The 21,419-nt window shown below is 71.4% G+C and carries 18 protein-coding genes, 1 tRNA gene and 1 pseudogene; 11 read left to right on the top strand and 9 right to left on the bottom strand.

The genetic code is table 11. From position 1 onward, the window contains the following. Positions 1-63: 63 nt before the first annotated feature. The 7 genes from LOC65_RS09695 to LOC65_RS09665 all read left to right on the top strand — a co-directional run bounded on the left by LOC65_RS09695 (position 64) and on the right by LOC65_RS09665 (position 9,736). A complete protein-coding gene (locus LOC65_RS09695; RefSeq protein WP_230247349.1) occupies positions 64-1,521 on the top strand; it encodes an efflux transporter outer membrane subunit in 1,458 nt (485 codons plus the stop codon). Next, a complete protein-coding gene (locus tag LOC65_RS09690) occupies positions 1,518-2,588 on the top strand; it encodes an HlyD family secretion protein (RefSeq protein ID WP_230247348.1) in 1,071 nt (356 codons plus the stop codon). The genes LOC65_RS09695 and LOC65_RS09690 overlap by 4 nt, the downstream gene beginning before the upstream one ends. Then, complete coding sequence (gene rbbA, locus LOC65_RS09685; protein WP_230247347.1) at positions 2,585-5,323, top strand: ribosome-associated ATPase/putative transporter RbbA; 2,739 nt, start codon at positions 2,585-2,587, stop codon at positions 5,321-5,323. The genes LOC65_RS09690 and rbbA overlap by 4 nt, the downstream gene beginning before the upstream one ends. Further along, on the top strand, positions 5,323-6,453 hold the full coding sequence (locus LOC65_RS09680) for an ABC transporter permease (protein ID WP_230247346.1): 1,131 nt from the start codon (positions 5,323-5,325) through the stop codon (positions 6,451-6,453). Before rbbA ends, LOC65_RS09680 begins: the two co-directional genes overlap by 1 nt. Before the next feature lie 138 nt (positions 6,454-6,591). Next, positions 6,592-7,713, top strand: coding sequence for a beta-ketoacyl-ACP synthase III (locus LOC65_RS09675; RefSeq protein WP_230247345.1), 1,122 nt, complete (start codon positions 6,592-6,594; stop codon positions 7,711-7,713). 68 nt (positions 7,714-7,781) lie between these two features. Beyond that, complete coding sequence (locus tag LOC65_RS09670; protein ID WP_230247344.1) at positions 7,782-8,471, top strand: DUF3313 domain-containing protein; 690 nt, start codon at positions 7,782-7,784, stop codon at positions 8,469-8,471. Positions 8,472-8,863: 392 nt separating this feature from the next. Beyond that, the gene (locus tag LOC65_RS09665) at positions 8,864-9,736 is read left to right on the top strand and encodes a hypothetical protein (protein ID WP_230247343.1); all 873 of its coding nucleotides are present in this window, start codon (positions 8,864-8,866) and stop codon (positions 9,734-9,736) included. Positions 9,737-9,765: 29 nt separating this feature from the next. On the opposite strand, the gene LOC65_RS09660 is transcribed toward LOC65_RS09665, so the two are convergent. From LOC65_RS09660 to LOC65_RS09640, 5 genes and pseudogenes are all read right to left on the bottom strand, one after another. Further along, positions 9,766-10,383, bottom strand: a complete 618-nt coding sequence (locus LOC65_RS09660; protein ID WP_230247342.1) for a recombinase family protein — start codon at positions 10,381-10,383, stop codon at positions 9,766-9,768. A 662-nt stretch (positions 10,384-11,045) separates the two neighbouring features. Continuing rightward, entirely contained in the window at positions 11,046-11,804 is a 759-nt protein-coding gene (locus LOC65_RS09655; RefSeq protein ID WP_230247341.1) for a site-specific integrase, read from the bottom strand. Between the two features lie 86 nt (positions 11,805-11,890). Further along, positions 11,891-12,345: pseudogene (locus LOC65_RS09650) on the bottom strand (transposase); the annotation flags it as partial. A 65-nt stretch (positions 12,346-12,410) separates the two neighbouring features. Further along, positions 12,411-12,668: a DUF6538 domain-containing protein gene (locus LOC65_RS09645; protein ID WP_230247340.1), complete on the bottom strand. Its 258-nt coding sequence runs from the start codon at positions 12,666-12,668 to the stop codon at positions 12,411-12,413. A gap of 108 nt (positions 12,669-12,776) precedes the next feature. Further along, a tRNA-Thr gene (locus tag LOC65_RS09640) sits at positions 12,777-12,852 on the bottom strand. Between the two features lie 247 nt (positions 12,853-13,099). Between LOC65_RS09640 and LOC65_RS19350 the strand changes: the two genes are divergently transcribed. Beyond that, the gene (locus LOC65_RS19350; RefSeq protein ID WP_009857462.1) at positions 13,100-13,228 is read left to right on the top strand and encodes a hypothetical protein; all 129 of its coding nucleotides are present in this window, start codon (positions 13,100-13,102) and stop codon (positions 13,226-13,228) included. Positions 13,229-13,298: 70 nt separating this feature from the next. Here the strand turns inward: LOC65_RS19350 and mdeB are convergent, their stop codons facing one another. The 4 genes from mdeB to LOC65_RS09620 all read right to left on the bottom strand — a co-directional run bounded on the left by mdeB (position 13,299) and on the right by LOC65_RS09620 (position 18,376). Beyond that, positions 13,299-15,893, bottom strand: coding sequence for an alpha-ketoglutarate dehydrogenase (gene mdeB / locus LOC65_RS09635; protein ID WP_230247339.1), 2,595 nt, complete (start codon positions 15,891-15,893; stop codon positions 13,299-13,301). Positions 15,894-15,933: 40 nt separating this feature from the next. After that, positions 15,934-16,155 (bottom strand): hypothetical protein, encoded by a 222-nt coding sequence (locus tag LOC65_RS09630; protein WP_009857460.1) that lies wholly within the window; start codon positions 16,153-16,155, stop codon positions 15,934-15,936. A gap of 126 nt (positions 16,156-16,281) precedes the next feature. Continuing rightward, positions 16,282-17,643 (bottom strand): HAMP domain-containing sensor histidine kinase, encoded by a 1,362-nt coding sequence (locus tag LOC65_RS09625; protein WP_230247338.1) that lies wholly within the window; start codon positions 17,641-17,643, stop codon positions 16,282-16,284. A 1-nt stretch (position 17,644) separates the two neighbouring features. After that, positions 17,645-18,376: a response regulator gene (locus LOC65_RS09620; RefSeq protein ID WP_009856093.1), complete on the bottom strand. Its 732-nt coding sequence runs from the start codon at positions 18,374-18,376 to the stop codon at positions 17,645-17,647. 196 nt (positions 18,377-18,572) lie between these two features. On the opposite strand from LOC65_RS09620, the gene LOC65_RS09615 reads away from it, so the two are divergent. The 3 genes from LOC65_RS09615 (at position 18,573) to LOC65_RS09605 (ending at position 21,415) form a co-directional block, all read left to right on the top strand. Next, positions 18,573-19,868, top strand: coding sequence for a DUF4397 domain-containing protein (locus LOC65_RS09615; protein WP_009856094.1), 1,296 nt, complete (start codon positions 18,573-18,575; stop codon positions 19,866-19,868). 54 nt (positions 19,869-19,922) lie between these two features. Next, positions 19,923-20,225: a VanZ family protein gene (locus LOC65_RS09610; RefSeq protein ID WP_230247337.1), complete on the top strand. Its 303-nt coding sequence runs from the start codon at positions 19,923-19,925 to the stop codon at positions 20,223-20,225. A gap of 95 nt (positions 20,226-20,320) precedes the next feature. Beyond that, positions 20,321-21,415: a hypothetical protein gene (locus tag LOC65_RS09605; RefSeq protein WP_230247336.1), complete on the top strand. Its 1,095-nt coding sequence runs from the start codon at positions 20,321-20,323 to the stop codon at positions 21,413-21,415. The last annotated feature ends 4 nt before the right edge of the window (positions 21,416-21,419 follow it).

Raw genomic sequence — 21,419 nt, 5'->3', positions numbered from 1 at the left:
CAGGGCCACGGTTCACTAACGACTCGTGAGTCGCTAAGATCCATCTCCGAGGAAGGACTTCGCATGATCCGAACCCTGGCGGATGCCGTACCCCGCCGTGTGCCGCGCCGGCCACTGGCCGCGCTGGCGCTCGCCGCACTGGCCGCCGGCTGCGCCGCACCACCCGACCGCGGCGCACCGCCGGTGCCGCCGGCCGCGCCGCCCGGCGTGATCCGCGCCGCCGACGCCGGCGCCACCGTGCCGGGCTGGCGCGAGTACTTCGCCGAACCCGGCCTGCAGGCGCTGATCGCCCAGGCCCTGGCGAACAACCGCGACCTGCGCATCGCCGCGCGGCGCGTCGACGAAGCCGCCGCCGGCTATGGGCTGCAGCGCGCCGACGAAGGGCCGACGATAGCCCTGCAGTCGCGCGGCATCCGCTACCACACGCCGGCCGACCTGAGCCTGACGCGCCAGGCCGGCACGGCCGGCGCGCAGAGCGCCGGCCTCGGCTTCTCGAGCTGGGAAGTCGACCTCTTCGGCCGCCTGCGCGCGCTGTCGGACAGCGCGCGTGAACGCTGGCTGGCCAGCGAGGCCGCACGCCGCGCCGTCGAGCTGCAGCTCGTCGCCCAGGTCGCCGACGGCTACTTCGGCTTGTGCGAACTGGACGAACGCCTGGCGCTGGCACGCGAGACGGTGGCCAGCCGCCGCGAGAGCCTGCGCATCACCAGCCGCCGCGTCGAGGTCGGCTCGAGCTCGAAGCTGACGCTGCTGCAGGTGCGCACGCTGCTGACGCAGGCGCAGTCGCTGGTGGCGACGCTGGAGCGCGAACGCGCAGCCCAGCTGGAAGCGCTGGCGCTGCTGGCCGGCGCCCGCCCGCAGCTGCCCGAGCCGCTGCCGCGCCTGGACGCTCTGGCCGCACTCGCACCGCTGGCGCCCGGGCTGCCGGCGACACTGCTCGAACGCCGGCCGGACCTCGTCGCCGCCGAGGCCCAGCTGCGCGCCAGCCGCGCCAGTGTCGCCGCGGCGCGGGCCGCCTTCTTCCCGCAGGTCACGCTGACCGGCCAGTGGGGCAGCGCCAGCGCCGAGCTGTCGGGGCTGTTCGAGGCCGGCAGCCGGCAATGGCTGTTCACGCCGTCGATCGCGCTGCCGCTGTGGGACTGGGGGCTGCGCGCACGCAACCTCGATCTCGCCGAGGCGCGGCGCGACATCGCCGTCGCGCAGTACGAGAAGAGCGTGCAGGCGGCGTTCCGCGACGTCGCCGACGCGCTGTCGGCGCGCCACTGGGTCGACGAGCAGGTGCTCATCGCCGGCGACGCGCTCGCCGCGCAGCGCGAACGCGCCCGGCTGGCGCGGCTGCGCTGGGACACCGGCTCCTCCAGCTTCCTCGAAGTGCTCGACGCCGAACGCGACCTGCTGGCCGCGCAACAGGCCGAAGTGCAGGCCCGGCGCGGCGCGCTGGCCGCCCGCGTCGCGCTGTTCGCCGCGCTGGGCGGCGGCACGGCCGCCACTTCTTCTTCCGAACCGGATCACCTCACGCCATGAACGCAGCACTCCGCAAGTACTCGACCTGGATCGTGCTGGCCGCCGTGGTGGCCGCGGTCGCCGTGCTCGCGCTGAAGGCGCGTGGCAACGGCGACGATCCCGGCCTGGTGTCCGGCAACGGCCGGCTCGAAGCCACCGAGATCGACGTCGCCGCCAAGATGGCCGGCCGGGTGGAACGCATCAGCGTCGCCGAAGGCGATTTCGTGCGCGCCGGCCAGCCGCTGGCGACGATGCAGACGAGTTCGCTGCAGGCCCAGCACGATGAGGCGACGGCGCGGCTGGCGCAGGCCGAGAGCACGGTGGCCAGCGCCCGCGCCAAGGTCGCGGTGCGCGAAGCCGACCGGCGCGCCGCCGAGGCCCAGGTCGCGCAGCGCGAGAGCGAGCTCGACGCGGCGACGCGCCGGCGCGAACGTTCGGCCTCGCTGCAGGCCGAAGGCGCGTCGTCGGCGCAGGAAGTCGACGACGACAACGCGCGTGTACGCGGCGTGCAGGCGGCGCTGGTCGCCGCGCGCGCCCAGGTCGCCGCCGCCGAGGCCGCGGCCGCGGCCGCACGCACCCAGGTCGACGGCGCGCTGGCCACCGTCGAGGCGGCGCGCGCCACGGTGGCGCGCATCCGCTCCGAACTCGACGACACGGTGCTCGTCGCGCCACGCGCCGGCCGCGTGCAGTTCCTCGTCGCCCAGCCGGGCGAGGTGGTCGGCGCCGGCGGCAAGGTGCTCAACCTCGTCGACCTGGCCGACGTCTACATGACCTTCTTCGTGCCCGAGGCCGCCGCCGGCCGGCTGGCGCTGGGTTCGGAGGTGCGCATCGTGCTCGACGCCGCGCCCGGCGCGGTGATCCCGGCGCAGGTCAGCTTCGTCGCCAGCACCGCGCAGTTCACGCCGAAGACGGTGGAGACGGCCAGCGAGCGCCAGAAGATGATGTTCCGCGTGAAGGCGCGCATCGCGCCCGAGCTGCTGCAGCGCTACCGCGATCAGGTCAAGACCGGCCTGCCCGGTGTCGCCTGGGTGCGCACCGACCCGGCGCAGCCCTGGCCCGAACACCTGGCGCTGAAGGTCAAGCCGTGACCGAGCCCGTCGTCCGCGCCGAAGGCCTGACGCTGGCCTATGGCGCGGTGCAGGCGCTGGCCGACGTGTCGCTGGCCTTGCCGGCGGGCTGCCGGGTCGGGCTGATCGGCCCCGACGGCGTCGGCAAGTCCAGCCTGCTGTCGCTGGTGGCCGGAGCGCGCGCGCTGCAGCAGGGCCGGCTGCAGGTGCTGGGCGGCGACATGGCCGACGCCGCGCACCGCAGCGCCGCCTGCCCGCGCATCGCCTACATGCCGCAGGGGCTGGGGCGCAACCTCTACCCGACGCTGTCGGTCGAGGAGAACCTGCAGTTCTTCGGCCGGCTGTTCGGCCACGGCAGCGACGAGCGCCGCCGGCGCATCGACTCGCTGACCGCGGCCACCGGCCTCGCGCCCTTCCTCGAGCGCCCGGCGGGCAAGCTCTCCGGCGGCATGAAGCAGAAGCTGGCGCTGTGCTGCGCGCTGATCCACGACCCGGACCTGCTGATCCTGGACGAGCCGACGACCGGCGTCGACCCGCTGTCGCGCGCCCAGTTCTGGGACCTGATCGACTCGCTGCGCGCCGACCGGCCGCAGATGAGCGTCGTCGTCGCCACCGCCTACATGGAGGAGGCCGAACGTTTCGACTGGCTGGTGGCGATGGACGGCGGCCGCGTGCTGGCCACCGGCACGCCGGCCGAGCTGCGCGCGCGCACCGGCTGCGCGGCGCTGGAACAGGCTTTCATCGCCCTGCTGCCCGAGGAGCGCCGCCGCGGCCACCGCGCCGTCGAGGTGCCGCCGCTGGCCGAAGGCGGCGAGGACGAGATCGCCATCGAGGCCCAGGGGCTGACGATGCGTTTCGGCGACTTCACCGCCGTCGACCACGTCGACTTCCGCATCCGCCGGGGCGAGATCTTCGGTTTCCTCGGCTCCAACGGCTGCGGCAAGTCGACGACGATGAAGATCCTGACCGGCCTGCTGCCGGCCAGCGAAGGCCGGGCCTGGCTCTTCGGCCACGAGGTCGACGCCGCCGACATCGGCACGCGCCGGCGCGTCGGCTACATGTCGCAGGCGTTTTCGCTCTACGGCGAGCTGACGGTGCGCCAGAACCTAGTGCTGCACGCGCGGCTGTTCCAGATGCCGGAGGAGACGATCGCCGCGCGGGTCGACGAGATGCTGGAGCGCTTCGACCTGCAGGCCGAAGCCGACACGCTGCCCGAGACACTGCCGCTGGGCATGCGCCAGCGCCTGTCGCTGGCGGTGGCGATGGTGCACCACCCCGAGCTGCTGATCCTCGACGAACCGACCTCGGGCGTCGACCCGATCGCGCGCGACCGCTTCTGGGAGCTGCTGATCGAACTCGCGCGCCGCGACCGCGTGACGATCTTCATCTCCACGCACTTCATGAACGAGGCCGAGCGCTGCGACCGCATCTCGCTGATGCACGCCGGCCGCGTGCTGGTCAGCGACCGGCCGCAGGCGCTGCGCGAGGCGCGCGGCACCGCGACGCTGGAGCAGGCCTTCATCGCCTGGCTGCGCGAAGCCGGCGGCGATGCCGCGGCGCCCGCGCCCGCCGCAGCGCAACCGGCCGCGACCGCGCTGCCCGAGCCGGCGAAGCCACCCCCGCGCCACGCCTGGTTCAGCCTGCGACGGCTGCTGAGCTACAGCTCGCGCGAGGCGCTGGAGCTGCGCCGCGACCCGGTGCGCGCGACGCTGGCGCTGCTGGGCACGGCGATCCTGATGTTCATCGTCGGTTACGGCATCAGCATGGACGTCGAGGACCTGCCGTTCGCCGTGCTCGACGGCGACGACACCGTGCTCAGCCACGACTACGCGCTGCAGATCGCCGGCAGCCGCTACTTCATCGAGAAACCGCCGCTGGCCGGCCATGACGACATCGACCGCCGCATGCGCGCTGGCGAGATCGCGCTGGCTGTCGAGATCCCGCCCGGCTTCGAACGCGACCTGCTGCGCGGGCGCACGCCGACGCTGGGCGTGTGGGTCGACGGCGCGATGCCGACACGCGCCGAGACCGTGCGCGGCTACGTGCAGGCGATGCACCGGCAGTGGCTGGCGACCCAGGCCCGCGAGCGCCTGGGCGCGACGCTGGCCGCGCCCAGCTCGATCGAGCTGCGCTACCGCTACAACCCCGACGTGCGCAGCCTGCCGGCGATGGTGCCGGCGGTGATCCCGCTCTTGCTGCTGATGATCCCGGCGATGCTGGCCGCGCTGTCGGTGGTGCGCGAAAAGGAGCTGGGCTCGATCGTCAACCTCTACGTCACGCCGGTCACACGCGCCGAGTTCCTGCTCGGCAAGCAGCTGCCCTACGTGCTGCTGGCGATGCTGAACTTCGTGCTGATGTGCGTGCTGGCGGTCACCGTCTTCGGCGTGCCGATCACCGGCAGCTTCGTGTCGCTGGCGCTGGCGGCGCTGCTGTTCGTCGTCATCGCCACCGGCTTCGGGCTGCTGGCGTCGACCTTCACGCGCACGCAGATCGCGGCGATGTTCGTCACCATCATCGGGACCGTGCTGCCGGCGGTGCAGTTCTCCGGCCTGATCCACCCGACGAGCTCGCTCGAAGGCCTGGGCCGCGCGATCGGCAGCGTCTACCCGGCGACGCACTTCCTGACGATCAGCCGCGGCATCTTCGCCAAGGGGCTGGACGTGGCCGACCTGGCGCCGTCGTACTGGGCGCTGGCCGTCACCGTGCCGGTGGTGCTGGGGCTGGCCCTGGTGCTGCTGAAGAAGCAGGAGCGGTGATGAACAAAGCCTGGTTCGCCACCGTCTACCGCCTGGGCATCAAGGAGTTCTGGAGCCTGCTGCGCGACCCGATGATGCTGGTGCTGATCGCCTACTGCTTCACGATGGCGATCTACGCCGCGGCCACCGCGATGCCCGAGCCGCTGCACAACGCCACCATCGCCATCGTCGACGAGGACGACTCGCCGCTGTCGCAGCGCATCACGCAGGCCTTCTACCCGCCGCAGTTCCGCCCGCCGGTGCCGCTGACGATCGCCGAGGTCGACCCGGCGCTGGACCGCGGCAGCACCACCTTCGTGCTCGACATCCCGCCGGGCTTCCAGCGCGACGTGCTCGCCGGGCGCCAGCCGGCGATCCAGCTCAACATCGACGCCACGCGCATCAGCCAGGCCTTCACCGGCGGCGGCCACGTGCAGCAGATCGTCGCCGCCGAGGTCGCCGAGTTCGTCGCCCGCCAGCGCGGCGGTGCGGCCACTGGCGTCGACCTGGCGCTGCGCATGCGCTTCAACCCGAACCTGGAGTCGATGTGGTTCGGCTCGCTGATGGAGCTGATCAACAACGTCACGATGCTGTCGATCATCCTCACCGGCGCGGCGCTGCTGCGCGAGCGCGAGCACGGCACGCTGGAGCACCTGCTGGTGATGCCGGTGACGCCGGCGCAGATCATGGTCGCCAAGGTCTGGGCTATGGGGCTGGTGGTGCTGGCGGCGGCCTGGTTCGCGCTCGCCCTGGTCGTGCAGCGCGTGCTGCAGGTGCCGGTCGAAGGCTCGATCGCGGTGTTCCTGCTGGCCGCCGCGCTGCACCTGTTCGCCACGACCTCGCTGGGCATCTTCCTGGCGACGCTGGCGCGGTCGATGCCGCGCTTCGGCATGCTGCTGGTGCTGGTGCTGCTGCCGCTGCAGCTGCTGTCTGGCGGCGTGACGCCGCGCGAGAGCATGCCGGCGCTGGTACAGGACGTGATGCTGGCGGCGCCGACGACGCACTTCGTCTCGGCCGCGCAGGCGGTGCTCTACCGCGGTGCCGGGCTGGACGTCGTCTGGCCGCAGCTGCTGGCGATCGCGGCGATCGGCGCGGTGCTGTTCGGCATCTCGCTCAAACGCTTCAGGGAGTCGATCACGGGGCTTGCTTGAGGCGAGCCAGCCCGTTCTGAGACGCCGGCGCCACGCCGGCCGCGCTCCGGAGCCCGCACACCGCGCGGGCCGCGCACCGCAGCGGTGCCCACGCTCTACACTGGCGCGTTTGCCCGTTCATCACCCCGACACACACCCATGACCCGAGTCGTCATCAGCGGCACCGGCCTGTACCGCCCGCCCCACGTCATCAGCAATGCCGAGCTGGTCGAGGCCTACAACCGCTACGCCGAGCTGCAGAACGAACGCCACGCCGACGCCATCGCCGCCGGCGAACGCCAGCCGATGGCCTCGTCCAGCGTCGAGTTCATCGAGAAGGCCTCGGGCATCAAGCAGCGCTACGTGCTGGTGAAGGACGGCGTGCTGGACCCGGCGCGCATGTTCCCGCGCTTCGAGCCGCGGCCCGACGAGCAGCTGTCGCTGATGGCCGAGATCGCCGCCGACGCCGCGCGCCAGGCGCTGGCCGCGGCCGGCAAGACCGGCGCCGACGTCGACATGGTGCTGTGCGCCGCGTCGAACATGCAGCGCGCCTACCCGGCGATGGCCATCGAGATCCAGAACGCCATCGGCGCCGGCGGCTACGGCTTCGACATGAACGTCGCCTGCTCGTCGGCGACCTTCGCGCTCGAACAGGCGGTCAACGCGGTGAAGTCGGGCAGCGCGCGCTGCGTGCTCGTCGTCAACCCGGAGATCACCTCGGCGCACATCGAGTGGCGCGACCGCGACTGCCACTTCATCTTCGGCGACGTCTGCACCGCGCTCGTCGTCGAAGCCGCCGACACCGCGACCTCGGCCGACCGCTGGGAGGTGCTGGGCACCAAGCTGGCGACCAGGTTCTCGAACGCCATCCGCAACAACTTCGGCTTCATGAACTCGGCCGAGGACAGCGACCCCGACGCACGCGACAAGAAGTTCCGCCAGGAAGGCCGCAAGGTCTTCAAGGAAGTGGTGCCGATGGCCGCGGCGCACATCGCCGCCCACCTGGGCGCGCTGGGCCACGAGCCGACCGCGGTGCGCCGCTTCTGGCTGCACCAGGCCAACGTCGGCATGAACCAGCTGGTGCTGAAGAAGCTCGTCGACCACGAGGTCGGCGACGACATCGCGCCGCTGATCCTGGACGAATACGCCAACACCGCGTCGGCCGGCTCGATCATCGCCTTCCACGAGCACCGCGCCGACCTGGCGGCCGGCCACCTGGGCGTGATCTGCTCGTTCGGCGCCGGCTACTCGATCGGCAGCGTCGTCGTCCGCAAGGTCTGAACGCCGGCCACGCGGCGGTCACGGGAGCGGGGCAGACTGCGGCGCGCGCCGCAGCGCCCACCCCGACGATGACCCACAGCCCTGTCCTGCGCCGCAGCGCACGTTCGCTCGGCGTGCTGGCCGTGCTGGCCGCCACCGCCGCCATGGCCGGCTGCGCCAGCCGGGCGGTCGTGCCGCCGCACGCGGCGCTGGCCTCGGCCGCCGAACTCGCCCCCGGCGACGGCCTTGCCGACACGCGCCAGCCGCTGTCCTACCGCGCGCCCGACACGCGCTGGGCCGACTACTCGCAGGTGATGCTGACGCCGGTGGCGCTGTACGCCGGGCACGATGCCGGCTTTCACGACGCCAGCGACGACGACAAGCGCGAGGTGCTGGCGACGCTGCAGTCCTCGTTCGCGGCGGCGCTCGGCCGCCGCTACACGCTGGTCGCACGGCCGGGCCCGCGCACGCTGGCGGTGCGTGTCACGCTGACCGGCTTCGAGAAGAACACGCCGGTGCTGGCGACGCTGACCAAGCTGCTGCCGCTCGGGCTGATCCGCAACACGATCAAGAGCGCCAACGACGAGCAGGGCACGCTGTCGGGCTCGCTGAGCTACGCCGTCGAGGTCTACGACGCGTCGACTGACCGTCTGCTGCGCGCCTTCGTCGCCCGGCGCTATCCGAACGCGATGAACGTCGCGGCCACGCTGCGCACGCTGGACGCGGCACGCAGCGCCGCCCGCGACGGCGGCCTGGCCCTGCTCGACGAGCTGCGCTGACCCCGCGCCGCCGAGGCCCGAGACAAACAAAAAGGGCCTGGCTGAAAGCCAGGCCCTTTTGCTGTCTGGTGCCGGTGAAGAGAGTCGAACTCCCCGACGCAGCGCCCGAGATCCTTAAGAATCAAGCACTTAGCTTGGCCGCCGGGGCTGCGAGTGACACAGGCCGGTGACACGGGGAGTCTACCGCCATCACTGGAAGTGTGCGAGCGAACAGCGCCGATCGCTCCGCAAAAAAAACAGGGGCAAGCGTGTGGAGCCAAGCCGCATAGCTCAGACCCAGGCGCACTCCCTCGACGAGATGATTGACCACAGCGGCCCGCGCCCGTGAAATGAACTGGTGTCGCTTCGACTGCGCCAAATGGGATCAGCATCGATAGCTCAATACATCCGCGATGACCGAAACAGCACATTTCCACATCAATCTCATAGCGCTTCAAGGCGACTATTTTCGCCGACTGCAACACCAACTCGACATGACAAAGGTCCTGCAGGTCGGGTGCAGCACAGTAAGCGCGGAAAACATTGCGCAGGCACAAGATTTCGGATCCTTTGAGCCAGCCAATGGAGCACAACTGAGCCATGAAGAGGCTCGAAACTTGGCACACGACTGGCTTGTACGTTGGTTCCTGCGAGATGCGATTGAAGCGACAGCTCTGTTTCTTGATGAATGCCTCAAGATCTGCGCCTTAACAGAACTTGCCACACGAGGGCGAGCGACCGGAGAGGAACTTGACAGGGTCCTCAACGTGCTGCCCCACGAGCATCACAAACTACCTTTTCCCACGAAGATCGACCGACTAGCGAGTCGACATGGAGTTAGACCTGCAACTGCCAGTTTTGCCCTGAGCCTCAATCGAGCCAGGCGCTGCCTCGTACATCGACTCGGGCTGGTTACCGAGGCCGATGTCGACCAAAGCGGCCTATTTAGGATTAGCTTTCTCAGAGCAAAGGCTATTGCCGTTGGCAAGCTATCCGGGACAGAGACCGAGATTGATCGCCCCGGCATACAAATTACCGAAGAATCCAGCCTGACCCTTCGACTCGACGAACATATCATAGATTTCCGCGCAGGCGAGATCATCAAGCTGTCACCACGAGAAATCTACGACACGATCATCACGTTATGGCGCTTCGGTATCGATATGGGACTTTCGATCGCTGAGTACACATCTCGCAGCGGACATGTGGTAAACAAGGTCTCTACAGAGGTAGCGATGACAGTAGTGCTTGAGGAGAACGTGGGGAATATTCCTCCGGCCACCTGATTGCCATGGAGCTATGTGCCCGCATCCCATCAAGCGACCGACTGACTTATTCCAGCCTTTAGCCCGCTGCCCGACTCCGCGCAATACCGCTTAATCGTGCTCTCCGAAAGTCCCCAGTGAGAAGCCGTGGCCGCGATGCTGGCCCCGTTCTCAGTTCGCCAGCGAGCCACTGCGGAAGCGTCGGCCTCCTTCGGCCGCCCCAGGCTCACCTTGCCCCGGTGCGTGCGTCCAGTGCGCTCCAGATGCTCCCTCGCGGTCGCCCGGCCCGCCTCGGTCCTCTCGGCGATCCGGCGGCGCTCCATGTCGGCCACCTGGGCGAGGACGGCCAGGATCAGCTCGCCGACGCCCTCGCCCATCGTGCCCAGGCCGCGGACCTCGACGGAGACGCCCCGCTTGATGAGCTGCCGCACGGTGGCCTGAACGTCCAGGGCATCGCGCCCCAGGCGATCCACCGCGTAGACGTGGACCGAGTCGCCCTCACGGACGTAGCCCAGCAGGTCAGCGAAGCCTGGGCGCTGGGCGGCCGGGACGGCCCCGCTGATGCCCTCGTCCTTGAACTCGCGGTCGAAGCCGCCACCCATTGCGGCCCTTTGAGCTTCGATGCTCTGGTCGGCCGTCGAGACCCGGTAGTAAGCGATGCGTGCCATCCTCGAATAGGGTCAGAAGATAGACACGAATTCTGAACCAGCTCACAAGCCGCGATCAAGTACCTTTTGAGCCATCCCAGAGGGCTCCTCTGGGCCCGGCTCAGAACTTAGAACTTCTGGCCCAGCGTGCCCCCGAGATCCACCTCGGCATCCTCGACGGGGGGAAGCGCGTTCGGGCTCTGACAGACCGAGCGCCGCCCGCCGCGACCTCGGGCCGTATAGAACGCCGAAGATGGCGCCCAGTACCCAACCCTTGCCCGACCAGAGATCGGGGCTCTGAGGGGCTGTATTCGTCCCGGACGGGCATCCGCTGGCCTCGACCACTGCCCCGGGGGGCATCCGTCCAGGCGACCGGCCCGGGGGCTTTGCTGGAGGCGACGGGGGGAGCGGTGTCGAAGACGACGGCCAAAGTGCTTCCGCGAATCTCCGGAGGTCACCAAGTCCGGGATGCCGACGCTTGCCTCTGAGGGCCGACCTCCCCGCTTCGCCGCAACCAAGAGGTTCCCTTTGGGTTCCTCTTAGGTTTATCTCTAATGGTCATCTCTCCCGGTAGAACCTGAAGAGGAGACCGAGGGGAGCCTATAGGGCACCCTACAGGAACCCATTAGGTTCCCCCCAGCCTTCACTGTCGCCCGACCGAACTCTTCAGCGGGGAGAGCGGGCTATGCCCGACCCACGTTGGAGGCCCCTCCGGAGGCTCTGAGCTGCGGAGGAATGCTCTTCGTGGCACCCAGGCGGGACGCTTCACGCGACCTCTGGCCCGATGCTCTGGATCGCCGGCCGGCTGGCCTGGGCTCAGGGGACGCCGACGCCCCGGAAGCGCCGGCCCGGACCCCGCTGGGTGTCCATGCGGGGCGGACGTAGACCCGGGGGAGCTGCAAGGTCGGGTAGGTCAGCTGGTTCATCCACTCGGCCAGCTTCTCGGTCGCATGCGTGTACACCCTGCGGCCGGTGGACTCACCGCCGCTATGCCCCAGGATGAGGTCGATGACCCCCTCGGGCACCGACGCATCGGCCAGCCGAGAACGGACGGTATGTCGGAGGTTGTGAGCGTCCTTGCCTGCCCGCCTCTCGAAGCCCAGCGACGCACGGTAGCCCGCGTACCAGGAAGAGAAGTAGTTGCCTGCCTGATAACGCTCGGGGACCTTGATGGCCGGAAACAACTGGACTCCGCCAAGCTCCCGGATGGCGTCGACGTAATCGAGGAAGCCCAGGCGGACCAGTTCCCGATGGATCGGCACCTTGCGGATGGAAGATGTGGTCTTGACCCCCTTCCGTCGTGCCCCAGCCTCCGTTGGCGCCGGCCGAATCCTCAACACCGGCACGCTGGCAGGCGCATGCAGGCCGTCGTCCATCCCGATGTCGTCGACCCGCAGTTGGCACAGTTCGGAGACTCGGGCGCCGGTGTGCAGCGCCAGCAATGGCACCCAGTAGGCAGCGTCCAGGCCGGCCTTGGCCTCGGCCGGGAGTCGGTACTCTCGGAACAGCGGCCCGTCAAACAGCCGAGCAACCTCCGCCAGCGAGAAGCCGCCCCGAAGTTGCGAGGCCGTGCCGCCAGCTCGCGTGTGGCGGCATCGGCCTCGGTTGGATGCCGGTAGCTGTCGCGGGAGAGCCCCACGAGACGACACGCTCGGCGCTCTGACAGCTGGTGCTCCTGCACCAGCCGGCTGATCGCCTCGCGCTTGGCCCGTGGGGCTAGCGCTTTACCCCGAGAACGCTCTTGAGCGCGTGCATGTCCAGGTGCGCCTCGGCCAGCAGCTTCTTGAGCTTGGCGTTCTCTTCCTCGAGCTCACGCAGCCGCTTGGCGTCCGACGCCTCCATGCCCCCGAACTTCGAGCGCCACTTGTAGAACGTCGCGTCGCTGAACCCGCCTCGACGGCAGATCTCCGCCACCGCCATCCCGGCCTCGGCCTGCTTGAGGAACCCGATGATCTGTTCCTCGCTGAACTTGCTCTTCCTCATGTCCGTCATTCTCCTGATGAGCGGACTTCACTTCCTTTTCCTTGGTACGGCTGGAGGGGAGCAGGTCACATGGTCAGCGGCGCCTGCTCTAGGTAACCCTTCAGGCCCTTCCGATCAGGCGTAGCACGCCCGGCGCGGACGTCCTCGAAGTGTTGAAAGGCAGCGGCGCGGAAACGAAGCAGCCTCAGTCGCGCTTCGGCCTGGATCTCGGTCTTGAGGGAGCGCCTCAGGGGCGACTTCCCGAAGAGGTGCTGGAGATCCTTCGGGATGACCACGCACGCGTGCCAGATGGATCCGCGTGGGTACAGGCCGGTTTCGCGCACGTCGTCTGCTTTGTCGGTCGGGAGGTTGACTGACACAGGCGAGTGACACAAAAACGAAGCCCCGATGCCGCCCTAAGTGCTTGTCCTAGGAGGGATCGGGGCCGAATGTGGTGCCGGTGAAGAGAGTCGAACTCCCGACCTTCGCATTACGAATGCGCTGCTCTACCAACTGAGCTACACCGGCGGCGTAAGCCCGCCACTATAGCACGGTTTGCCGAGGTTCCCGCAAGAGCCTCGTGCAACAGCTCGCTTTCCCAGGCACGGCGGGCCACGCGGCAGCAGGCCCGATACCCGCACACCACCAACGGGAAAGAGAGGGCGCCGAGAACCCGACAGGAACGCTAGGTATAGTTCGTGACTGCGCAGTCACCAAATGACCGGCGCGTTTGTCTGCTCTAGCGTCCCTCTTCACTACCGTCGGAGAAACTGCCATGCGTCACGAAACTGCCATTGCCAAAGAGACCGAACTGCGCCAGCTGGACCGGCTGGCCCTGCTGGCGATTCTCGCCATCAGCCTGGTTCCGCTGCTGCCCTACGCGCTGACCCCGCAGGGGCTGTAAGGCCGGCCGGGCCCCGCGAGGCCCGGTTCCGGCAGACGACGCCCGGGCCGCGACCCGGGCGTCGTCGTTTTCAGCGCCGCCGCGGCGTCCTCAGCGCCTGCAGCGCCGCCTGCACGATGCTCGCGGCGTCGACCTCGAAGAACTCGCGCAGCCGCCGCCGCGTGTCGCTGCGGCCGAAGCCGTCGGTGCCCAGCGTGAGGTAGCGCGCGTCGACGTACTCGGCGATCAGCTGCGGCCAGGCGCGCACGTAGTCGGTGGCGGCGACCACCGGCGCGTCGCCGGCCAGCAGGCGCTCGACGTGCGACACACGCGGCTCGGCGAGCGGCTCGATGCGGTCCAGCCGCCGGCATTCGGCGGCCTCGCGCGCCAGCTCGGCGAAGCTGGTGGCGCTGAACACCTCGCAGGCGATGCCGTGCTCGGCGGCCAGGGTTCGCGCCGCCGCCTGCACCTCGCGCAGGATCGCGCCCGAGCCCACGAGCCGCACCCGCGCCGGGCCGTCGCCATGCGTCTCCAGCCGGTACAGCCCGCGCAGCAGGTCGTCGCGCACGCCTTCGGGCAGGCTGGGCATCGCGACGTTCTCGTTGGTCAGCGTGACGTAGTGGAACTCGTCGTGCTGCTCGACCAGCATGCGCTGCAGGCCGTGCTCCAGGATCACTGCCAGCTCGCCGGCATGCGCCGGGTCCCAGGCGCGGCAGGTCGGCACGGTGGCGGCGACCACGAGGCTGGAGCCGTCCTGGTGCTGCAGGCCTTCGCCGCCCAGCGTCGTGCGCCCGGCGGTGGCGCCGAACAGGAAACCGCGCGCACGCTGGTCGGCGGCGGCCCAGATCAGGTCGCCGACACGCTGGAAGCCGAACATCGAGTAGTAGATGTAGACCGGCAGCATCGGCAGCCCGTGCACCGCGTAGCTCGTCGCCGCGGCGATCCACGAGCTCATCGCGCCGGCTTCGTTGATGCCTTCCTCCAGCAGCTGGCCGTCGGCCGACTCGCGGTAGTACAGCATCGAGGCCGCGTCCTCGGGCTCGTAGCGCTGGCCGCCGGGCGCGTAGATGCCGATCTGGCGGAACAGGCTGGCCATGCCGAAGGTGCGCGCCTCGTCGGCGACGATGGGCACGACACGCGGGCCCAGCACCGGGTCCTTCAGCAGGCCGCCGAGCAGGCGCACGGCGGCCATCGTCGTGCTCATCTCCTTGCCGTCGGCGTCGAGCGCGAAGCTGCCCCAGGCCGCCAGCGGCGGCACCGGCAGCACCGGCGCGGCCGGGTTGCGCCGCGGCAGCGGCCCGCCGAGCGCGGCGCGGCGCTCGCGCAGGTAGCGCATCTCGGGGCTGTCGTCGGCCGGCTTGTAGAACTTCAGCGCCGCGACGTCGGCGTCGTCCAGCGGCAGCGCGAAGCGGTCGCGGAAGGCCTTCAGCGCCTCGACGTCGAGCTTCTTGGCCTGGTGCGCCGTCATGCGGCTCTCGCCGGCGCCGCCCATGCCGTAGCCCTTCTTGGTCTTGGCCAGGATGACGGTCGGCCGGCCGCGGTGTGCCCGGGCGGCGGCGAAGGCGGCGTGCAGCTTGCGCAGGTCGTGGCCGCCGCGTTTCAAGGCGTCGATCTCGGCCGGGCTCATGTGCGCCACCAGCCGCTGCACCTCGGGGTTCACGCGGAAGAAGTGCTCGATGTTGTAGGCGCCGTCGTTGGCACCCAGCGTCTGGTACTGGCCGTCGACTGTGCCGGCCAGCGCCTTCAGCAGCACGTGCTGCGTGTCGCGCGCGAACAGCGCGTCCCAGTCGCTGCCCCACAGCACCTTGACGACGTTCCAGCCGGCGCCTTTGAACAGCGACTCCAGCTCCTGGATGATCTGGCCGTTGCCGCGCACCGGGCCGTCCAGGCGCTGCAGGTTGCAGTTGACGACGAAACACAGGTTGTCGAGCTGCTCGCGCGCGGCCAGCGTCAGGCCGGCGATCGACTCGGGCTCGTCCATCTCGCCGTCGCCGAACACGCCCCAGACGCGCCGGCCCTCGGTCTGCAGCAGCCCGCGCGCCTGCAGGTAGCGCATGAAACGCGCCTGCCAGACGGCGTTCAGCGGCCCCAGGCCCATCGAGCCGGTGGGGAACTGCCAGAACTCGGGCATCAGCCAGGGGTGCGGGTACGAGCACAGGCCCGGGCCGGCGATCTCCTGGCGGTAGTTGGCGAGCTGCTGCTCGCTCAAGCGCCCTTCGAGGAAGGCGCGGGCGTAGATGCCCGGCGCCGAGTGCGGCTGGAAGAAGACGAGGTCGCCCGACTGGCCGTCGGCGCTTCCGCGGAAGAAGTGGTTGAAGCCGGCCTCGAAGATCTCGGCGGCCGAGGCATAACTGGCGATGTGACCGCCGAGCTCGCCGTAGGCCTCGTTGGCGCGCACGACCATCGCCAGCGCGTTCCAGCGCAGCACGGCGAGCAGCCGCTCCTCCAGCCGCAGATCGCCCGGATAGGCGCCCTGGCGCTCCAGCGGGATCGTGTTGCGGTAGGCCGAATACGGCGGCACGTGCGGCACGACGCCCAGCTGCTGGGCCTGGCGCTCGAGCTGCTCGAGCAGGTACAGCCCCCGTTCCGGCCCGGCGTCGGCGACGACCGCCTGCAGCGCTTCCAGCCATTCCCGCGTTTCCTGCGGGTCGAGATCGGGGGATTCAAGGGATTCGGGTGCACCCATCGCGGCTCCATGCCGGCCTCGTGGGCCGGGGGCCGCAAGTCTAGGACGGACGCGTGCCGCCGGGGCGCGGCGGGGGCGATGGCGTGTCGCCGCCCTCGGCCAGCACGCGGCGCAGACGGCCGGCGATGCGCGCGGCCGGGCTGCGGCCGTTGCGGAAGGCGTCGAGCAGCGCGGCCAGCGCCGCCTCGTCGTCGGCGGCCGCGGCCGGGGCTGACGGGGCAGGCTCGTCCGACGGGACGGCCGGGGGGATGGTTCGGGTCATGGGTTTCCTTGGGCGGCGGCATCGGCCCGCCACGCTGCGCATCGTCGGCCGCACCGGGCCGGCGTGATGCGCCGAACAGCGTGCCGAATCGGGCCGTCGATGACGCCGTGTTGCGCGGTGGCGCCGTCAGCGCCGCGGGATCGTCGCCTCGATGCCGGTCGTCGCGCCGGCCGGCGCCAGGCGCAGCTCGCCGCCCCACTGGCGCACGATCTCGGCGGCGATCGCCAGCCCCAGCCCGCAATGGCCCTGGCCGCTGCGCGCCGGCGACAGGCGCACGAAGGGCTGGCGCGCCAGCTCGAACTCGGCGGCGCTCATGCCGTGGCCGTGGTCGAGCACACGCAGCAGCGCCCCGCCCTCGTGCTCTACGAGCTCCACGCGCACCGGCGCGCGCCCGTAGGCGAGCGCGTTGTCGATCAGGTTGCCGACCAGCCGCTGCACCGCCAGGTCGGCCACCGGCCAGTCGATCGGCGCGATCCGGGCCTCCACCGGGTCGCCGTGCTCGACATGGCGGCGCACCACCTCCTCGACGCTGCGCGCCAGCGGCGCGGCGCGGCCCACGGCCTCGGCACGTTCGAGCTGCACGTAGGCCAGGAACTGGTCGACGATGCGCTCCAGCGAGCCCAGGTCGGCGACCAGCGCGTCGGCCACCGCCGGCTCGCACTGGGTCTCGGCGCGCAGGCGCAGCCGCGCCAGCGGTGTGCGCAGGTCGTGCGACAGGCCGGCCAGCAGGTTCTGGCGCGTCTGCCGCCCGGCCTCGGCGACCCGCACCAGCGAGTTGAACGAAGCCGCCAGCGAACGCAGCTCCTCGCTGCCGCGGCCGTGCTCGGCGATCGGCGCCAGCGGCGCGCGCTGGCACGCGATCTCGTCGGCCAGGCGCCGGATCGGCCGCGCGACATAACGCGCGGACAGCAGCAGCGCGCCGAACACCAGCGCCGACAGCACCGCCAGCCAGGCCAGCAGGGTCTCGAACAGCACCGGCCGCGGCAGCCGGTCGTGGAACTCCAGCCACCAGCGCTGGCCGTCCACCGTCATGCCCACCAGCAGCGTGCGCGCGCCCGCCGGCCCGGGGCCGCGGTGGACCTGCGCGTCGGGCCCGAGGCGGCGCTGCAGCTCTCGCCGGATGCCGTCGAGCGCGGCGTTGCCGCCGGGCTCGACGAGCGCCGGCACCGCCGGCCGCGGCGCGCCGGCGTCGGCCGGGCCGTCGCGCCCGGGTTCGTCGCCGCCCGGCGCCCAGGGCGGCGTGACACCGACCTGGACCCGATCGCCGGACAGCCGCCGCGCCAGCGCCGGACGGTCGGGCGCCGCTGCGGCGGCCAGCGCGGTGGCGATCGTCGCCACGTGGGCCGCGGTCTCGTGGCCGAGTTCGTCGAGCACCGGCTGCAGCCACAGGTGCAGCACCAGCGCCTGCGTCAGGAAGGCCAGCGCGCCGACCAGCGCGACGCCGGCCGTCAGCCGGCCGACCAGCGTGCCGGGGGTGGCGGCGCCCACCTCAGGCCGCGGCCAGGCGCTGCAGGTGCGGCACGAACATGTAGCCGTGGCCGCGCACGGTCTGGATGTAGCGCGGCATCGCCGGGTCGGGCTCGACGATCTTGCGCAGCCGCATCACGGCGACGTCGGCGGTGCGCGCCAGCAGCTCCTCGCCGCGCGTGTGCGACACCGACAGCAGGCGCTCGCGCGAGATCGGCACCTGCGGGTTGGCCACCAGCTCGGCGAGGATCGAGTACTCGACGGTGGACAGCACGCGCAGCTCGCCGTCGACGGCGTGCAGGCTGCGTGTCGCCGGCACGAAGGTGTGCGCGCCGATGCGCACCTCGCGCTCGCCGGCCAGCGGCACGCCCGGCAGCGTGCCGCTGCGGCGCAGCACGGCGCGGATGCGCGCCAGCAGCTCGCGCGCCGAGAACGGCTTGCCGAGGTAGTCGTCGGCGCCCATCTCCAGCCCGAGCACGCGGTCGACCTCCTCGGTGCGCGCCGTCAGCAGGATGATCGGCACGCGGTCGCCCTCGGCGCGCAGGCGGCGGCAGGCGTCGATGCCCGACTCGCCGGGCAGCATCACGTCGAGCACGATCAGGTCGGGCCGGCGGCGGTGGATGCGCCGCATCATCTCCTCGGCGCTGGCCATCGCCGTCACCGACAGCCCCTGGCGCTCCAGGTAGGCCGACAGCATGTCGCGCATCGCGGGGTCGTCCTCGACGACGAAGAGGTGGTGCGGGGTGGTGTCCATCGGCGGCAGCCTAGCGGCGCCGTGTTGCTGCATGTAGCGCAGCGTTGACGCTCCGTTTCGCGGCCCCGAGGCAGGCCGACACGCGGCGTCATCGTGCGTCGCCGCCGGCAACACGCAGGCAATGTTCGCGTCGCGCGCGGGCGCTGCAATCGCCCCGCGGCGCCATGCCGGGCGCCGGACCCTCGAAGGAACGACGATGACGCTTTCCCCGATCACGCGGCGCGGCCTGGCCCTGCTGTTCGCGGCCTCCGCCCTGCTGCTGTCCGCCTGCGGCGGCGGCGGCAGCAGCGGCGGGCCCGCCCAGCTGCGTGTGTTCAACGCCAGCACCGACGTCGACTCGATCGACGTCGACCTCGACGGCACGACCGAGTTCTCGGCCGTGGCCGCCGACACGATCACCGACTACGGCTCGTTCGACGCCGACAGCTACACGATCAAGGTGCGTGCCACCGGCAGCAGCGCGGCGCTGGTCACCGGCAGCTACACGCTGGCCAAGAAGAAGCACTACACCGGCATCGTCTGGGGCCGCAGCGGCGCGCTGAAGTTCATCACGCTGCCCGAGGACGAGGACACCGACGACATCGACGACGGCTACGGCCAGCTGCGCGTCTACAACGCGACCACCGACGCCGGCTCGCTGGACGTCTACCTGACGCAGCAGGACGCCGACCTCGCCGACGCCAGCGCGCTGGCCAGCAGCGTCTCGGCCGCCACGCTGGGCAGCTACAAGGACGTCGGCGCCGGCACCTACCGCCTGCGCGTGACGACGGCGGGCGACCCCGACGACGTGCGCCTGGACGTCTCCGGCATCACGATCAACGAAGCCGAGTACGCGACGCTGGTCATCACCGCCGGCAGCGGCGGCGTGCTCGTCAACGGCGCCGTGCTGGTGCAGCAGGGCGGCCTGGCGCAGGCGCGCAACACCCAGGCGCGCATCCGCGTCATCGCCGGCGCCGAGGCGCGCGGCACGGTGAGCGCGTCGCTGGACGGCGGCACGCTGGCCACGCTGGTCTCGCCGTCGGTCGGCAGCTACCAGCGCATCGCCGCCGGCAGCGCCGAGCTGACGGTGCGGGTGGCCGGCAGCGTGGTCGGCACCACGACGCAGACCTTCAAGCCCGGCGCCGACTACACGCTGCTGGCCTACGGCAGCGCCGGCAGCGACGCCGCCTACCGTCTGGTCAGCGACGACAACCGGCTGCCGACCGCCTCGTCGCGCTACCGCATCCGGCTGGTCAACGCCGCGGCGACGAGCGGCGCCACGACGCTGTCGGTGGACTACGCCGCGCTCGTCAACGACGTCTCGCCGGGCCAGGCCTCGAGCTTCGTCACCGCGACGACGAACAGCGACGCCCGCGTGGACGTCACCAGCTCCACCGGCGGCGACTACCTGTACACGCTGACCGAGGCCAGCCTGCAGTCCTACGGCGTCTACACTGTCTTCCTCCTCGGCGGCAACGCCGCGCCGACCGGGGTCTTGCGCAAGGACCGCTGACTGGACTCCGCCCCGCCCTCCCGCCTGGCCTGGCGCCTGGCGCTGCTGCTGTCGGTGTGCGGCGTCGCCTGGCTGGCGTTCACGCCGCACCCGCCACCGCAGGCCGACACCGGCTGGGACAAGGCCAACCACGCGCTGGCCTTCGCCGTGATGGCGCTGGCCGCGCGGCTGGGCTGGCCGGCGGCGCGTGCCGCCACGCTGGCCGCGGCGCTCGCCAGCTACGGCGTGCTGATCGAGCTGGTGCAGGCCGTCGTGCCGGGCCGCAGCGCCGAGCCCGCCGACGTGCTGGCCGACCTCGCCGGTGTCACGCTGGTGCTGGCCCTGGCCGGGTGGTGGCGTCGCCGGGCCGGCAACTGAATGTTTTTACAGTGGTGGCTCGGCCCATGAGCCACTGACGCCGCACACTGTCTCCAACGTCGGGCATCGGGCCCGGCGCGCACCGGGAGACCGTGATGAACCAGGCGATCCTCGACTTCGACCTGCAGGCCCAGGCCAGCGACCGTGCCGGCTTCGAGCTGGGGTGGGACCACGCGCGCCACGGCCTCGTGCCGCCGCCGGGCCTGCTGCTCGACGGCACGCCGATCGGCCAGGGCTGGCGCGCCGGCAAGGCCGTCTTCGGCCGGCGCACGCTGACCGCCACGCGCCTGGTGCGGCGCTGGCTGGCGCTGCGCACCACGGCCTGGCGCCAGGGCGAGGCGCTGGACCCGGCGCGGCTCACGCTGCGCCACCTGGCGGCCCTGGAGACGGCGCACTGCGCGGTGACGCGGCGGGCGCTGGGCGGCGCCGCCGGCGGCGACGATGCGCCGGTGGTGGCCCGGCTCAACGCCGCGGCTGGCTACACGCCCGGCCGGCTGGCGATGCTGTGCACCCAGGCCGCCGCCGCGCTCGAGGGCCTGGACGCCGGCGCGCTGCTGCGCCGCGCGGTGCAGGCCGACGCCGGGCTGGCCGACGCCCCCGGCGGCCTGACGCCGGCGCAGGGCTGGCGCCTGGCGGTGCTGGCCAGCTTCGCGACCACGATGCCCTTCACCGAGGCGGTGCGTGTGCCGCTGCGCGTGCTGCCGCCGCCGGGCGCCGAGGTCGTCAACCCCGTGCAGCAGCTGCAGGCGCTGGTGACGCTGCAGTTCGTGTCGGCCGGCTGGAGCGAGCGCATCCGCCGCCTGGCCGCGCTGCTGCCGGCCGCCGGCGGCGACGCGCTGCGCCACGACCTGCAGCTGCTGGCCGGCGCGCTGGCCGCCCGCCTGCTGGAGGCGCGTGCCGGCACCGAGCCGCTGGCGGTGCGCCGCGCGCTGGAAGACGCCTGGGCCGACCGGCGCGTCAACCAGCGCTGGCAGGCCTTCGCCCACGCGCTGGGCGAGGCGGGGGTGCACACGCTGCTCGGGCGGGCCTTGCAGGCGCCGGCCGCCGCGGCTCGCAGCGCCGCGCCGGCATCGCCGGCCGACGGCGCCGTGCGCCCGGTGCTGCCGCGTGTGGCCATGGCGCCGGCGCGTGCGCTGCGGGTGGTGGCCGCGCCGCGGCGCGCGGCCGGCGGGGGCGCGGCGCGCGCCTGAGGCG

The sequence above is a fragment of the Rubrivivax sp. JA1055 genome (assembly GCF_020966565.1).
Classification (GTDB): domain Bacteria; phylum Pseudomonadota; class Gammaproteobacteria; order Burkholderiales; family Burkholderiaceae_C; genus Rubrivivax; species Rubrivivax benzoatilyticus.
The sequence above is the reverse complement of the archived record's forward strand: the minus strand, read 5'-3'. Positions and strand labels throughout refer to the sequence as shown.

Coding starts and splice junctions, on each gene's coding strand:
- LOC65_RS09695 (WP_230247349.1), top strand. CDS start 64: ATGATCCGAACCCTGGCGGATGCCGTACCCCGCCGTGTGCCGCGCCGG.
- LOC65_RS09690 (WP_230247348.1), top strand. CDS start 1,518: ATGAACGCAGCACTCCGCAAGTACTCGACCTGGATCGTGCTGGCCGCC.
- LOC65_RS09680 (WP_230247346.1), top strand. CDS start 5,323: ATGAACAAAGCCTGGTTCGCCACCGTCTACCGCCTGGGCATCAAGGAG.
- LOC65_RS09675 (WP_230247345.1), top strand. CDS start 6,592: ATGACCCGAGTCGTCATCAGCGGCACCGGCCTGTACCGCCCGCCCCAC.
- LOC65_RS09670 (WP_230247344.1), top strand. CDS start 7,782: ATGACCCACAGCCCTGTCCTGCGCCGCAGCGCACGTTCGCTCGGCGTG.
- LOC65_RS09665 (WP_230247343.1), top strand. CDS start 8,864: ATGACCGAAACAGCACATTTCCACATCAATCTCATAGCGCTTCAAGGC.
- LOC65_RS09660 (WP_230247342.1), bottom strand. CDS start 10,383: ATGGCACGCATCGCTTACTACCGGGTCTCGACGGCCGACCAGAGCATC.
- LOC65_RS19350 (WP_009857462.1), top strand. CDS start 13,100: ATGCGTCACGAAACTGCCATTGCCAAAGAGACCGAACTGCGCCAGCTG.
- mdeB (WP_230247339.1), bottom strand. CDS start 15,893: ATGGGTGCACCCGAATCCCTTGAATCCCCCGATCTCGACCCGCAGGAA.
- LOC65_RS09630 (WP_009857460.1), bottom strand. CDS start 16,155: ATGACCCGAACCATCCCCCCGGCCGTCCCGTCGGACGAGCCTGCCCCG.
- LOC65_RS09620 (WP_009856093.1), bottom strand. CDS start 18,376: ATGGACACCACCCCGCACCACCTCTTCGTCGTCGAGGACGACCCCGCG.
- LOC65_RS09615 (WP_009856094.1), top strand. CDS start 18,573: ATGACGCTTTCCCCGATCACGCGGCGCGGCCTGGCCCTGCTGTTCGCG.
- LOC65_RS09605 (WP_230247336.1), top strand. CDS start 20,321: ATGAACCAGGCGATCCTCGACTTCGACCTGCAGGCCCAGGCCAGCGAC.